Below are 13,348 nucleotides of genomic sequence, written 5' to 3'. Positions count from 1 at the left end.
ATTGATTTTTTGTATTTTAGCCAATTAACTTGTTCAAAGATACCGGGCAAGCAGACCAAAATAGTTATGTTATGAAGACGAAAACAGAAATTGTGAACAACTGGTTACCACGCTATACAGGCGAGAAACTGGAAAATTTCGGGAAATACATTTTGCTGACCAATTTCGGCAACTATGTAACCATGTTCGCAAAATGGAACAAGGTGAAAGTGATAGGAACCGACAGGCCCATGCAATGCGCTACCGCCAACGGAATTACCATTATTAATTTTGGAATGGGAAGTCCGGGTGCCGCCACCATTATGGATTTACTCACGGCAATTGCTCCTGAAGCGGTATTATTTCTCGGGAAATGTGGTGGTTTGAAAAGAAGAAATAAGTTAGGCGATCTTATATTGCCAATTGCTGCTATCAGGGGAGAGGGAACTTCTAACGACTATTTCCCGCCGGAAGTGCCGGCCATGCCGGCGTTTGCATTGCAGAAAGCCATATCCACCACCATACGTGATTATAAAGTAGATTACTGGACGGGTACGGTATACACCACCAACAGAAGGGTATGGGAACATGATGATGAGTTTAAAGCCTATCTCACCAAAGTACGGGCCTACGCCATCGACATGGAAACGGCTACCATTTTTACGGTAGGCTTTTATAATAAAATACCAACCGGTGCACTCTTACTCGTAAGCGATCAGCCCATGATTCCAGACGGAGTAAAAACAGAAGCCAGTGATAAAAAAGTAACAGCTGATTATGTTGAAAAACACCTGAAAATAGGTATCGACTCACTCAAACAACTCATCAATAAAGGGCAAACGGTGAGGCACCTGAGGTTTTGATAGGAGATGTCAGATCGCAGATGTCAGATATTTATTTCAAATAAATCTGCTATCTGACATCTAATGTCTGCCATCATCTCAATCTTTCCACAAAAAAGGAAACAATATCACTGCCAGCGCAATTACAAGTATATCCAGTCCTGCAAGCAGGAATACCATCTGCCACCAGCCGGCTTGTATTACATCGGAGAAACCTGTTCCGGAAATTTTCATCAGCAATAATAACTGGGGAATAATCAATGGGAAACCCATGATGGCCATCATGGCCGATTGTTGCTGTGCTTTTGCGGCAATGGCGGCCAGGAAAGTAAATACAAGACTGAGGCTAACACCCCCCAAACACACAATACCCGTAAACTTCAGAAAGTTTTGTAAAGGGTTTCCAAGCAGTAATGAGAATACTAGCAGGCTAAGTAAACTCATCACCAGCATCAGCAGTAGGTTGAAAATAAGTTTGGCGAGTACAAAATCAACAGGTCCGGCAATCGAATAGAAATATAACATCCTGCCACGCCCTTCAGCAAGAAAACTTTTGGCAACTGCATTTACACAAACAAAAAGTTGAATCACCCAGAATAAACCGTTCCATACAGCATCATCAGGTTGCCCCATGGATAAGTAAACCACGAAAATAGTAGAAGCTACATAGAGGAGTATTCCATACAGCGTGTATTGCTGGCGCATTTCCAGCAGGAGGTCTTTTTTAACCAGTGCAAGTATGGTGTTGCTACTTTTCATGTGTGCATTTCTATTGGTTTTTGTCACATGGAATTCGCCCTTTAACATTCCGGGTTGTATTAACTTTTGTTGTGGCTCATTTCATGGTAACATTTACGGCAACGGGGTTCGTAAGTTTCTTTTTCTCCCAGTAACACTTGTCCATCACCTGCTACTTTCCGGTAAGAAACATTGGCAATATTGCCGCATTTCATGCAAATGGCGTGCAGTTTGGTAATATAATCTGCAATGGCCAGTAAATTGGGCATCTGTCCGAAGGGTCTGCCCAGGTAATCCATGTCAAGACCTGCAACAATAACGCGGGTACCTCTCAGGGCCAGCATTTCACAAACATGCATAATTTCTGCATCGAAAAACTGGGCTTCATCAATACCTACCACATCTACATCCTGTGCCATCAGCAAAATGGTCTGGGAGTTCTCAATGGGTGTACTCTGTATACTGTTGGCATCATGACTCACCACCTGTGTTTCATCGTAGCGAACATCAATGGCAGGTTTATATATCTCTACCTTCAGGTTGGCAATTTTGGCTCTTTTCAGCCTGCGGATGAGTTCTTCGGTCTTGCCACTGAACATACTGCCGCAAATCACTTCAATCCAGCCTCTTCGCTCACCTGTTAAATTTGGCTCAATGAACATGAATGAAATAAATTATTAAATAAAACGTTAGTAACTTTAAACAACCCTGCCCCTTATTTAGTAAGCCCCCAAATGTATTACATACTATGGAAAGAGTAGGCACGTTAATCAATAAACTGAAAGAACAGTTTGAGCAGGAAGCTGATCCAGCCAAACTGCTGGTCAATACACGCCTATTGCTGGCCGAATTACAAACGGTACTGCAGCAGCAACCCTCACCCATAAAAAGCAAGGTTTCTGTTACCATGCCCTCTTCTTTTGCTAATGGTCATGTTACCCCCCATGAAGCCGAAGCTGAAAAAGAATTTACACCTGCTATAACAGCCCTGGTTGAACCTGAACCTGTTCCGGAAGCCACTCCAACAGAAAAACTGGAGGAAGTCATTCCATGGATGATGAATATACCTGTTGAAATTCCTACCATGGTACACCAGCCTGTACAGGTTCAGAAAGAAGTGTATGAATTGAATGAACTACTGGTGGCACAACATGAACACCCCGAATTAAATGAGAGGTTAAAAGAAGAAAGAGTAGAAGTAGCAACTGTATTACAAAGCGCACCGGTGCGCGATTTAAAGAAAGCAGTAGGCATCAACGATCGCTATCTTTTTGTAAATGAGTTGTTCCGTGGCGATGAGAGTATGTATGAGAGAAGTATGAAAACCATTAATGGATTTACCATTTATCCTGAAGCGCAATACTGGATTGAAAGAGAACTGAAAGTAAAACTCGGATGGGGTGATCAATGCGAAACTGCCAAATTATTCGATCAGTTGGTAAGAAGACGGTTTGCCTGAATATAGTGGAGTATCATTGCTGTTGCACCTGCCTGTTCCCTTACATAATCTCCTGCAATCCTTCCTGATTGTTTTAACAGGGTTTGATTGGATAATAATTCTTTCAATTGTTCTTCCAGCTCCAAAGCATCTTCTATACTAAAAGCGGCACCTGTATCCACAAGATCAATGGCTTCCTGGTATTTATCATAAACTGGTCCGAACACAACAGGCTTGCCAAATACAGCAGCTTCAAGTGCATTATGAATGCCGTCGTCTCCAAAACCACCACCTATATAAGCTATCGTGGCATAATGATACAGTTTACTCAGCATACCCATATTATCCATGATGAGTACATTTCTGTTCATGGCTGCATCAGGTTGTGCCACCAAAGCTGAATAGCGGATGCTATGCTGATAAAGATGCTCACACTCTTTCAGTCGGTCTTCATCAATATCATGCGGTGCAATGATAAAGCGAATATCAGTATACGTATTTGCAAAATGATCCAGTGCTTCATCATCATCAGTCCAGGTACTTCCCGCAACAATCACCGGATGACTACCACAGAAAGAGGCAATCAGCGGAAGCGGTTCAAACCTTCCGGCAATTTGTAATACGCGGTCAAAACGTGTATCGCCCGCAACGGAATAATCCTGTGATAGTTCAAGCTGTTGCAGCAGCGCATACGATTCTTTGTTTTGTAAAAACAGGTGTGAAAATTTCTGGAGCATGCCGCGATAAAATTTTCCATACCATTTAAAAAAAGCTTGATCAGGTCTGAAAATACCCGACACAAGCAGTAACGGAATATTCCTTTGCCTGATTTCATCGAGGTAATAAAACCAGAATTCATACTTCACAAAAAATACCAGCGATGGCTGAACAATATTTAAAAAACGGCTGGCATTATAGGGGCGGTCCATGGGCAGGTAACAAACATAATCGGCCACTGTATCATGTTTTCTGATCTCATAGCCCGAAGGTGAAAAAAAACTGATCAGGATAAAATACTGTGGGTATTGCTGCCGTATGGATTCCAGAACAGGTTTGCCCTGTTCAAATTCGCCTAATGAAGAACAATGCATCCATACCACAGGTTGCTGGTTGGTATGAAAAATCATGGAGAGTTTGCGAAACTGTTGTTTCCTTCCATTTACCCAAAGTTTAGCCTTGGGGTTATAAAAAGACAATAACCATGCGGCTTTGGGGTAAATCCAGACGAATATTCGGTACAGTAAACGCAATGGCAGTATTTTATTACCACAAAATAACAACTTAAACTTCTTGTAAACCAATTCATTGATTGATTGCCGGGATAATAAAATGAGCTTTTTTACAGTAATTTTGCACCCTAAAGGTTAGAAAACATGCGACCCATACAGATGGTAGATACAAAACGGCAGTATGAACAGATTAAACCGGAAGTAGATGCAGCTATCCAGGAAGTATTAAATTCTGCAGCCTATATCAATGGTAAAGCTGTTCAGGATTTTGCTGCGGGGTTAAGTGAATACATGGGTGTAAAACATACCATACCCTGTGCAAACGGAACCGATGCATTGCAGATAGCCATGATGGCTTTGGGGCTGCAACCGGGTGATGAAGTGATTACACCATCTTTCACCTATATCGCCACCACAGAAGTAGTGGCACTTTTACGATTAACTCCTGTTTTTGTGGAAGTGGATCCCAAAACTTTCTGTATGGACCCACAGGCAATGCGTAAAGCCATCACACCAAAAACAAAAGCTATTGTTCCGGTGCATTTGTATGGTCACGCCGCGCCTATGGAAGAAATTATGCAGATAGCAAAAGAGCATAACCTCTATGTAATTGAAGACAACGCACAGGCAATTGGTTGCGATTATACATTCTCCGATGGTACGGTTAAAAAAGCCGGTACCATTGGAACCATTGGCGCCACTTCTTTTTATCCCAGTAAAAACTTAGGGGCATACGGCGATGGCGGGGCCATTTTTACCAATGACGATGCACTTGCGCAACAACTCAAAATGGTAGCCAATCATGGACAGCAGAAAAGATACTATCATGAAGTGGTGGGATGCAATTCCAGACTCGATAGTATACAGGCAGCCATACTGAACATCAAACTCAAAAAACTGGATACCTACAATGCAGCACGCCAGTCGGTGGCAGCTTATTACAATGATGCTTTTGCAGGCAATGAAAAAATTACCACTCCATATGTAGCTCCTTACAGCAAGCATGTGTACCACCAGTACACGATGTTATTGAATGGAGTAAACAGAGACGGACTTGTAGCCTATTTGTCTGAACATAAAATTCCATCCATGATCTATTATCCGGTTCCGGGACACAGACAGGACATGTTCAACACATTTAACCTGCCTGCTTATAACCTGCAAACAACGGATTGGTTAACCGAGCGGGTAATATCGTTACCGGTGCATACCGAAATGGATGCAGATCAATTGGAGTATATTACACAACATGTTTTAAATTATGTAAATCAGTAAGGAATGAAGATTGCAGTTGTTGGAACGGGATATGTTGGCCTTGTAACCGGAACCTGTTTTGCAGAAACCGGTAACAAAGTGTATTGCGTGGATATTGACCAGTCGAAAGTAGATCGTTTATCAAACGGAGAGATTACGATATATGAACCGGGGTTGGAGAAAATTTTCTTGCGCAACCTGAAAGAAGGCAGGTTAAAGTTTACCACAGATTTACAGTCTGGTATACAGGAGGCGGAAATTATTTTCCTCGCATTACCTACACCACCCGGAGCTGACGGAGCAGCCGACCTGAAATATGTTTTAGGAGTGGCCGACCAACTGGGGAAAATACTGACCGGTTATAAAGTAATTGTAGACAAGAGCACAGTACCGGTAGGTACCGCAGATAAAGTAAAGCAGGCCATCGCTGCTAATTATAAAGGCGAGTTTGATGTAGTGAGTAACCCGGAATTTCTACGCGAAGGTGTGGCTGTTGATGATTTTATGAAACCCGACAGGGTAGTGGTGGGAACAGACTCAGAAAGAGCAAGAAAAATTATGGGAGACCTCTTTGCGCCTTTTGTGCGCCAGGGTAATCCGATTATTTATATGGATGAGCGCTCTGCTGAACTCACCAAATATGCCGCCAACTCATTTCTTGCAACCAAAATTTCATTCATGAATGAAATTGCACAACTCTGTGAAAGAATGGGTGCCGATGTAGATATGGTGCGCAGAGGTATTGGTAGTGATGATCGTATTGGCAAACGTTTCCTCTTTCCGGGTATCGGTTATGGAGGAAGTTGTTTCCCTAAAGATGTACAGGCATTAATACGTTCAGCAGAAGAGGCGGGGTACGATTTCAAAATACTAAAATCAGTAGAAGAAGTCAACACCGCACAAAAACTACATCTCGTAGAAAAGATAACCCGTTATTTTCAACAAGACCTAAAAGGGAAAAAACTGGCAGTATGGGGACTGGCTTTTAAACCCAATACAGACGATATAAGAGAAGCGCCATCATTGGAAATGATCAGCAGGTTATTGGAGAAGGGTGCAACGGTTACTGCATTTGATCCGGAAGCCATGAACAATGTAAAACAGGTATTGGGCGACCAGATAGCATATGCCGATAATCAATATGATGCATTGACAGATGCAGATGCATTAATTATTGCGACTGAATGGAGCGAATTCCGCACTCCTGATTTCGAAGCTATTGAAACCCGCATGAAACACAAAGCCATTTTTGACGGACGAAATCTCTTCGATGTAAAACAGATGGCAGATATGGGCTATCATTATGAAAGTGTGGGGAGGAAATAGTCAATAGACCATGGTCCATGGACCATCAACTATGGACCAAAACAACAAACTATGTCAAAGAAAAGAATACTCATTACTGGTGCTGCCGGATTTCTCGGTTCTCATCTTTCCGATCGTTTTATCCGTGAAGGGTATCATGTAATTGGAATGGATAACCTCATTACAGGCGATATGAAAAATATCGAACACCTGATGAACCTGCCCGATTTTGAATTCTTTCATCACGACGTTACTAAATTTATTCATGTACCCGGGCATCTGGATTATATCCTGCATTTTGCCTCACCGGCCAGCCCGATTGATTATTTAAAAATTCCCATACAAACCCTTAAAGTGGGAGCATTGGGTACACATAATTGCCTCGGACTGGCAAGAGAGAAAAAAGCAAGAATACTTGTGGCATCAACAAGTGAAGTATATGGTGATCCATTGGTACATCCGCAAACAGAAGAGTATTGGGGTAATGTAAATCCGGTTGGTCCGAGAGGAGTGTATGATGAAGCCAAGCGTTTTATGGAATCCATCACCATGGCTTATCATACCTATCATGGTGTAGAAACAAGAATCATCCGCATATTCAATACATATGGTCCGCGTATGCGTTTGAATGATGGAAGAGCTCTGCCGGCGTTTATCGGACAGGCATTGAGAGGAGAGGACCTCACTGTTTTTGGAGATGGTAGTCAAACCCGTTCATTTTGTTATGTAGACGATCTGGTAGAAGGTATTTACAGGTTATTGATGAGCGATTATGCTTTGCCGGTAAACATCGGAAACCCCAATGAAATTACCTTACTCGCTTTTGCAGAAGAAGTGTTGAAGCTGACCGGATCTTCGGTAAAAATTATTCATAAACCATTACCGGTGGATGATCCGAAACAACGCCGGCCCGATATTACCAAAGCAAGAGAAATACTGGGTTGGGAACCCACTGTCGATAGAGCGGAAGGATTGAAAAAAACCTACGACTATTTTAAATCATTGCCCAAAGAAGAATGGTCTAAACAACCCAAAGAGTTTAACTGATTATATGTCAAAGCTACTCATTCTCGTTACAGGTAAACAGGGACAGTTGGGTTGGGAACTCACACAACTGGCTGATGGGCATCAGCAATTCGATTTTGTTTTTTTAGACAGAACTGATCTTGATCTTTCCGATAGTCAGTCCATACAAAAATGTATAGAGCAATACCGGCCAGCCTATTTTATTAACTGTGCAGCTTATACGGCTGTTGATAAAGCCGAAACAGAACAGCCTTTGGCTTATCAGGTAAATGCGGTGGCTACAGGAGTAATGGCCAATGCCTGTAGCAAACTGGGCGCAACTTTCATCACTATCTCTACCGACTATGTATTCAATGGCAAAGGAGTAAAACCCTATGCTACTGAGGATGCAACTGAACCGGTAAATTATTATGGGTATACCAAACAGGTTGGAGAGCAATTAGCCCTGGCTAATAATCCGGCCACTATTATAATCCGCACCTCCTGGGTGTATAGTTCACATGGAAATAATTTTGTGAAGACCATGATGCGTTTGATGAAAGAACGCGATACGTTGAACGTAGTTGCCGACCAGGTGGGTTCGCCAACCTACGCGCGCGACCTCGCTACGGCAATCTTACAGATCATTAATCAATTAGAAAAGGGAAATAAACACTACGGCATATTTCATTACAGCAATGCCGGAGTTACCAACTGGAGCGATTTTGCCAGAGAAATTGCTCAACAGGCTTCACTCTCCTGTATGGTGAATGGAATAACTACCACAGAATATCCAACACCTGCCAAACGGCCTGCTTATTCGGTAATGGATACAAGTAAAATAAGCACAGCTTATGGAATTGTGATGCGTGACTGGAAAGAGGCGCTGCAGGAATGTATCTTACAACTTAAATCATAGAAATTGTGTAGTATAAGTTAGCCACAGATTCACAGATTACTTTTTCTAATCTGTGAATCTGTGGCTAACATCATTTCTTTTAAAGTAAGAGAGCCATTATTCACCACCCATCCACTGCCCAATAGTTAACCGGTGCCCCTCAGGAAGACGTAACGCGAATTCTCGCATCATCCATGGCTTGGTAGAAGGCTCATCAAAAGTGGGAACATTGTTTTTCTTGATCTCATTGTAATAAGCATCAACATCATCAACCCGCAGATAAGCAAAATAACTATGATCGCCGAGTTCGGCAGGAGCTGTCGCGTCTTTACATTCACCGAACATCATCATGCAATTGTCTTTTTGAAGAAATACCCACCCATCAGGACGATCTACAACACTAAACCCCAGTTTTTCAAGAAATGCAGCGTGTACATCAAGATCATGAACGGCTAATACATAATGATTCTGAAGTATTGTGGACATGTGATAAGGTTTGTATAAAGTTAATTGTATCCGGGAGAAAACCGTTTGTCAATTCAGTTGCATTATTCGATGAAGAGAACTGTAATTTTATGACATGCAAATACAGAACAGTACCCTCGCAGATATTGATACTATTTTCGGTTTATACAGAATGGCCGCCCAGTACATGAAAGAAAGATTCTGGGTACACTTCCCCGAATTCGACAGGAATATGGTGATAAGAGAAATAGAAGAAGGCCGTCAATGGAAAATAATGATTGATGGAGAACTGGCCTGTATCTGGGCCATCACATTTAATGATCCGGAGATATGGGAGGAAAAAGATGCTGATCCATCTATTTATATTCACCGCATCACAACAGTGCCGGCATTCAGGGGCAGACATTTAGTAAAAGAAATTGTGAATTGGGCAAAGCAGTATGCAAAAGAACAAGGAAAAAAATATGTGCGGCTAGATACAGTAGGAGAGAACCAGAAACTCATTCAGCATTATCAGGACAGCGGCTTCCGCTTTCTCGGATTGGTTGAATTAAAAGACACCAGCACACTACCCGATCATTACAAACTCGATAAAGTAAGCCTCTTCGAACTGGAAGCCTAACGCTCTGCGGATAATCTCTGCACCCTCTTGTTCTCTGCGGTCCCTTCCTTCGTCAGGGTGACGTGAGGAATTCCACCGCAGAGAACGAGAGAACGCGGAGTTTACGCAGGGGAAAAATTATTTAACAGGCTTCCATATGGGAGATTCATTTCTTTTTGGGGCAGTGGTTAGCTGAATCTTTTCTTTACTGTTGATGTTCATCAGCCACACATCATATTTACCCTTGCTGCCCGAAGTAAAAGCAACCCACTCACCATCAGGCGACCAAGAAGGGGAATAATCTTCTGTAGCATCATTGGTGAGATTGATCATATTACTTCCGTCTGCATTCATCAGGAAGATATCATACCATTTGGTTTCTGTTGGACCATAAAATGCCATCCGTTTAAAATCGGGAGAGAAGCAGACGCCGGAATCAAATCCTTTTTTATGTGTAAGTCTTTTTAAGTTTTTCCCATCCTTGCTAATGAGGTGCAGGTCGCCGTTACTTACAGTGGTGCTGTCTGTTTTATCGTTCACCATCATGGTAAATACAATACCTGATCCATCTTTCAACCAGACAGGACATTCTATGTATGCTTTGTTGTAGGTAAGTCTGCGTGGGTTACTGCCATCGGCATTCATGAGATAGAGTTCTCTTTCAGCTCCGTCACGGTCGGTAATAAAAGCAATTTCTTTTCCATCGGGCGACCAGGCAGCGGCGCGTTCACCGGCAGGATGTTTGGTAAGATTAACAGGATTACTGCCATCTGCGTTCATCCGCCATATATCTTCATTGCCATCGCGATTACTATAGAAAAGAATATAGCTGCCATCGGGCGACCAGCCAAGACCATAATCTGCACCAGCATGGTTACTGAGGTTGTGTTGGTTATTACCATCGGCATCCATTGTATATACTTCCCAGTTACCATCTCTTGAACTGGTGAAAAGAAGCGTATCCGTAGCTTTAGGCTGCAGACCTGTAAATGAAAAACCAAAAGCGATACAGCAAATGCCGATCCATTTGTTTTTCAAAGGCAGTAATGGCATATTAAATGATTTTAGTAAAAAAAGTAACCAACTTTCTACAATACCACCAAATAACAAAGCGCAATAATCTGCGAATCTGTGGCTAAAATATCCCTCTGTATTTTTCTTTCTTGTTTCTTCCTGCTATTATTTCTCCATATCCATCGTCATAATATCCCTGTCAAATAAATACAATCCACTACGGTCATCGCCCACCATTTCCAGTTTGTCATTGCAGTCGCGGGCCAGTTTTTCTTCTTCCATTTGTTCCATTACATACCATTGTAAGAAATTATGGGTAGCATAATCTTTTTCACTTAAGGCACGATCCACGAGGTCATTGATGCTGGCACTTACAGCGAGTTCGTGTTTTAACAGTTCCTCAAAAGCCTGCTTGAGCGATACGAAAGTGAGGGTGGGTTGTTTGAGTTCCGGTACTATGGCAAAGCCGCCTCTTTCGTTGATATAGTGAATGAGTTTGAGCATATGCATTCTTTCTTCTTCACTGTGTTTAAAGAAGAAAGAGGTAACACCTTTTAATCCGGGTTGTATTTCTGCCCAGCTACCCATGGCAAGGTATGCCTGAGAACTCTGGGCCTCCATCAGCACCTGTTTGTTTAAGGCCTCGGCCATTGTTTTACTAAGCATATTTTTTTTCTTTGAAGATACAAAGATTAATCAATAGAATTGATGAAGTGTGAGAATGAATCTGTGGCTTAATTATTTTATTGCCATCAATACGTTTTCAATAAATCGACGATGAATGGAACACGGATTTTCATGATCCTTATGATTTATCATGACAGATCATCATCATCATGAAAATCTGTGTTCCATTTATATCTCAGTTGTGGTTTTTACAAATCGATTCCTGTACTCAATCGGCGTAAGCCCCGTTAGTTTCTTGAAAATATCACGGAAGGCTTTTGTATCAGTATAACCAACATCATACATTACTTCATTCACATTTTTGCGGGAGTGCTCAAAATGTTTTTTGGCAGCTTCAATTCGTACACGTTGTAAATATTCAATGGGAGAATTATTGGTGGCCTGTTTGAACCTTCTTTCAAAAGTTCTGCGTCCGGTATTGATGATGGTGGCCAATTGTTCGATGGTTACTTTCTCTTCATAATTTTTTTCAATGAAGTCCTGCACTTGCTGAATCTCGGTATCAGTATGGTTACGCTGTCCTCTGAAAATGGCAAACTGAGCCTGGCTGTCGCGACCAATATCCAGTGCAAAATATTTGGAGATCAGTACGGCTGTTTCTTTGTCTGAGAATTTTTCTATCAGGTACAGCACCAGATTCCATAAGCTACTGGCACCGCCACTGCTGTAAATATTGTCGTACTCTGTAATGATGGCACCATCTTCTACCGCTATTTCAGGATATTTCTCCCTGAACTCATTGATATAGGCCCAATGAGTAGAACATTTTTTACCATTCAGTAAACCCGTTTCTGCCAGTAAAAAAGCACCAATACAAAGACTGGCCAAACTGGCACCTTTCTGATGCAGTGCTTTGAAATAGGGAATGGCATCTGCATTGGCCGCAATACCTCTGCCCGTATCGCCAAAAGTGGGCGGAATAATGAGCAGATCTGTTGTTTCAACATCTTTCAGCAACCGGTCTGTCTTTATGGTGTACTCGCCATTATTGGCGGTAACATACTTGTTCAGTCCAACATATTCCACTTCAAATACCGCCTTTTTTCCAAAAGCGGTAAGAAATTCATTGGCAGTATGAAATGACCTGAATGGTGGAGTAATGGCTTCAATGACACCATATTCCGGAACAAAAACAGAAATACGCATGGCTGCAGGCATTGGGTTCTTATTCAAAAGTAAGGATTGTCGTAATACACCCTTCAACTTGTCGTTTTCACGTATTACCCCGCAGCAAAACCCTTTGCATCTTTGTATCACTAAATCAATAAAAACATATAACATGTCAACCAACACAAAAGTTACCGTATCAGCAAGCATAGAAGCACCTGTTCAGAAGGTATGGGATGCCTGGAATAATCCTGAAGATATTAAGCAGTGGAACACGGCTGATCCCAGCTGGCATTGTCCTGCCAGTGAAAACGATCTGCGTGAAGGCGGTTCATTCAAACACAGAATGGAAGCCAGAGATGGTAGTTTCGGATTCGATTTTGGTGGCGTATATGACAAAGTAGTGCTACACAAAGAAATCACCTACACCATGTCTGATGGTAGAATGGTCACCACCCTTTTTGAAGAAGCAGGTAATACTGTTACCATCACCAGCACATTTGATGCAGAAACTGAAAACCCGGTAGAGCTACAGCAACAGGGCTGGCAGGCTATTCTGAACAATTTCGTTCAATACGTTACCAATAAATAGTGAGAAAGAAAATTAAATAAAATACACACAAAGATTTTTTGTATTGACTTAGCCCTCCGGCCTTAGAAAAAAAGCGTTAAGAAATTTTCGTAATGAAGCGTTAAGCAATGGATGATGCCTGGCCTTGTAAAACAGAAGAACAGCGAAATATCCAATATTGAATTTCGAAGTTGGGAGTTGGATATTCGTTATTC

At 42.0% G+C, this 13,348-nt stretch carries 15 protein-coding genes; 8 read left to right on the top strand and 7 right to left on the bottom strand.

The features are described 5' to 3' along the window. Positions 1 to 71: 71 nt before the first annotated feature. Positions 72 to 842, top strand: coding sequence for an AMP nucleosidase (locus tag KXJ59_RS15435; RefSeq protein WP_295206667.1), 771 nt, complete (start codon positions 72 to 74; stop codon positions 840 to 842). A 78-nt stretch (positions 843 to 920) separates the two neighbouring features. Here KXJ59_RS15435 and KXJ59_RS15430 read toward each other — a convergent pair whose 3' ends face one another. After that, positions 921 to 1,580, bottom strand: coding sequence for a heme exporter protein CcmB (locus tag KXJ59_RS15430; RefSeq protein WP_295206664.1), 660 nt, complete (start codon positions 1,578 to 1,580; stop codon positions 921 to 923). A gap of 59 nt (positions 1,581 to 1,639) precedes the next feature. Beyond that, positions 1,640 to 2,221 carry a thymidine kinase gene (locus KXJ59_RS15425; protein WP_295206662.1) on the bottom strand — a complete coding sequence of 194 codons (582 nt, stop codon included), beginning with the start codon at positions 2,219 to 2,221 and terminating at the stop codon, positions 1,640 to 1,642. A gap of 86 nt (positions 2,222 to 2,307) precedes the next feature. On the opposite strand from KXJ59_RS15425, the gene KXJ59_RS15420 reads away from it, so the two are divergent. After that, the gene (locus tag KXJ59_RS15420) at positions 2,308 to 3,018 is read left to right on the top strand and encodes a hypothetical protein (RefSeq protein WP_295206659.1); all 711 of its coding nucleotides are present in this window, start codon (positions 2,308 to 2,310) and stop codon (positions 3,016 to 3,018) included. On the opposite strand, the gene KXJ59_RS15415 is transcribed toward KXJ59_RS15420, so the two are convergent. After that, on the bottom strand, positions 2,991 to 4,247 hold the full coding sequence (locus tag KXJ59_RS15415) for a glycosyltransferase N-terminal domain-containing protein (protein ID WP_295206655.1): 1,257 nt from the start codon (positions 4,245 to 4,247) through the stop codon (positions 2,991 to 2,993). The two genes, KXJ59_RS15420 and KXJ59_RS15415, sit on opposite strands and share 28 nt — an antisense overlap. Positions 4,248 to 4,370: 123 nt before the next feature. On the opposite strand from KXJ59_RS15415, the gene KXJ59_RS15410 reads away from it, so the two are divergent. From KXJ59_RS15410 to rfbD, 4 genes are read left to right on the top strand one after another with little or no spacing between them, the layout of a single operon-like run. After that, positions 4,371 to 5,501 carry a DegT/DnrJ/EryC1/StrS family aminotransferase gene (locus KXJ59_RS15410; protein ID WP_295206653.1) on the top strand — a complete coding sequence of 377 codons (1,131 nt, stop codon included), beginning with the start codon at positions 4,371 to 4,373 and terminating at the stop codon, positions 5,499 to 5,501. A gap of 3 nt (positions 5,502 to 5,504) precedes the next feature. Then, positions 5,505 to 6,806: a UDP-glucose/GDP-mannose dehydrogenase family protein gene (locus KXJ59_RS15405; protein ID WP_295206650.1), complete on the top strand. Its 1,302-nt coding sequence runs from the start codon at positions 5,505 to 5,507 to the stop codon at positions 6,804 to 6,806. Between the two features lie 51 nt (positions 6,807 to 6,857). Continuing rightward, a complete protein-coding gene (locus tag KXJ59_RS15400; RefSeq protein ID WP_295206647.1) occupies positions 6,858 to 7,832 on the top strand; it encodes a UDP-glucuronic acid decarboxylase family protein in 975 nt (324 codons plus the stop codon). Positions 7,833 to 7,836: 4 nt separating this feature from the next. Next, complete coding sequence (gene rfbD / locus KXJ59_RS15395) at positions 7,837 to 8,709, top strand: dTDP-4-dehydrorhamnose reductase (protein ID WP_295206644.1); 873 nt, start codon at positions 7,837 to 7,839, stop codon at positions 8,707 to 8,709. A gap of 96 nt (positions 8,710 to 8,805) precedes the next feature. Here rfbD and KXJ59_RS15390 read toward each other — a convergent pair whose 3' ends face one another. Continuing rightward, entirely contained in the window at positions 8,806 to 9,174 is a 369-nt protein-coding gene (locus tag KXJ59_RS15390) for a VOC family protein (protein WP_295206641.1), read from the bottom strand. 94 nt (positions 9,175 to 9,268) lie between these two features. Here KXJ59_RS15390 and KXJ59_RS15385 point away from each other — a divergent pair, with 94 nt between their 5' ends. After that, positions 9,269 to 9,775: a GNAT family N-acetyltransferase gene (locus KXJ59_RS15385; RefSeq protein ID WP_295206638.1), complete on the top strand. Its 507-nt coding sequence runs from the start codon at positions 9,269 to 9,271 to the stop codon at positions 9,773 to 9,775. 117 nt (positions 9,776 to 9,892) lie between these two features. Here the strand turns inward: KXJ59_RS15385 and KXJ59_RS15380 are convergent, their stop codons facing one another. From KXJ59_RS15380 to KXJ59_RS15370, 3 genes are all read right to left on the bottom strand, one after another. Next, entirely contained in the window at positions 9,893 to 10,807 is a 915-nt protein-coding gene (locus KXJ59_RS15380) for a hypothetical protein (RefSeq protein WP_295206635.1), read from the bottom strand. A 126-nt stretch (positions 10,808 to 10,933) separates the two neighbouring features. After that, on the bottom strand, positions 10,934 to 11,434 hold the full coding sequence (locus tag KXJ59_RS15375) for a ferritin (RefSeq protein ID WP_295206632.1): 501 nt from the start codon (positions 11,432 to 11,434) through the stop codon (positions 10,934 to 10,936). Positions 11,435 to 11,623: 189 nt separating this feature from the next. Then, complete coding sequence (locus KXJ59_RS15370; protein WP_295206630.1) at positions 11,624 to 12,628, bottom strand: helix-turn-helix domain-containing protein; 1,005 nt, start codon at positions 12,626 to 12,628, stop codon at positions 11,624 to 11,626. Positions 12,629 to 12,734: 106 nt separating this feature from the next. On the opposite strand from KXJ59_RS15370, the gene KXJ59_RS15365 reads away from it, so the two are divergent. Further along, complete coding sequence (locus tag KXJ59_RS15365; RefSeq protein WP_295206627.1) at positions 12,735 to 13,154, top strand: SRPBCC family protein; 420 nt, start codon at positions 12,735 to 12,737, stop codon at positions 13,152 to 13,154. The last annotated feature ends 194 nt before the right edge of the window (positions 13,155 to 13,348 follow it).

It is taken from the genome of Sediminibacterium sp. (assembly GCF_019264485.1).
GTDB lineage: Bacteria > Bacteroidota > Bacteroidia > Chitinophagales > Chitinophagaceae > Sediminibacterium.
Note: the sequence above shows the minus strand (reverse complement) of the source record. Positions and strands in the feature narration are given on the sequence as shown.

Coding starts and splice junctions, on each gene's coding strand:
- KXJ59_RS15435 (WP_295206667.1), top strand. CDS start 72: ATGAAGACGAAAACAGAAATTGTGAACAACTGGTTACCACGCTATACA.
- KXJ59_RS15430 (WP_295206664.1), bottom strand. CDS start 1,580: ATGAAAAGTAGCAACACCATACTTGCACTGGTTAAAAAAGACCTCCTG.
- KXJ59_RS15425 (WP_295206662.1), bottom strand. CDS start 2,221: ATGTTCATTGAGCCAAATTTAACAGGTGAGCGAAGAGGCTGGATTGAA.
- KXJ59_RS15420 (WP_295206659.1), top strand. CDS start 2,308: ATGGAAAGAGTAGGCACGTTAATCAATAAACTGAAAGAACAGTTTGAG.
- KXJ59_RS15410 (WP_295206653.1), top strand. CDS start 4,371: ATGCGACCCATACAGATGGTAGATACAAAACGGCAGTATGAACAGATT.
- KXJ59_RS15405 (WP_295206650.1), top strand. CDS start 5,505: ATGAAGATTGCAGTTGTTGGAACGGGATATGTTGGCCTTGTAACCGGA.
- KXJ59_RS15400 (WP_295206647.1), top strand. CDS start 6,858: ATGTCAAAGAAAAGAATACTCATTACTGGTGCTGCCGGATTTCTCGGT.
- rfbD (WP_295206644.1), top strand. CDS start 7,837: ATGTCAAAGCTACTCATTCTCGTTACAGGTAAACAGGGACAGTTGGGT.
- KXJ59_RS15390 (WP_295206641.1), bottom strand. CDS start 9,174: ATGTCCACAATACTTCAGAATCATTATGTATTAGCCGTTCATGATCTT.
- KXJ59_RS15385 (WP_295206638.1), top strand. CDS start 9,269: ATGCAAATACAGAACAGTACCCTCGCAGATATTGATACTATTTTCGGT.
- KXJ59_RS15380 (WP_295206635.1), bottom strand. CDS start 10,807: ATGCCATTACTGCCTTTGAAAAACAAATGGATCGGCATTTGCTGTATC.
- KXJ59_RS15375 (WP_295206632.1), bottom strand. CDS start 11,434: ATGCTTAGTAAAACAATGGCCGAGGCCTTAAACAAACAGGTGCTGATG.
- KXJ59_RS15365 (WP_295206627.1), top strand. CDS start 12,735: ATGTCAACCAACACAAAAGTTACCGTATCAGCAAGCATAGAAGCACCT.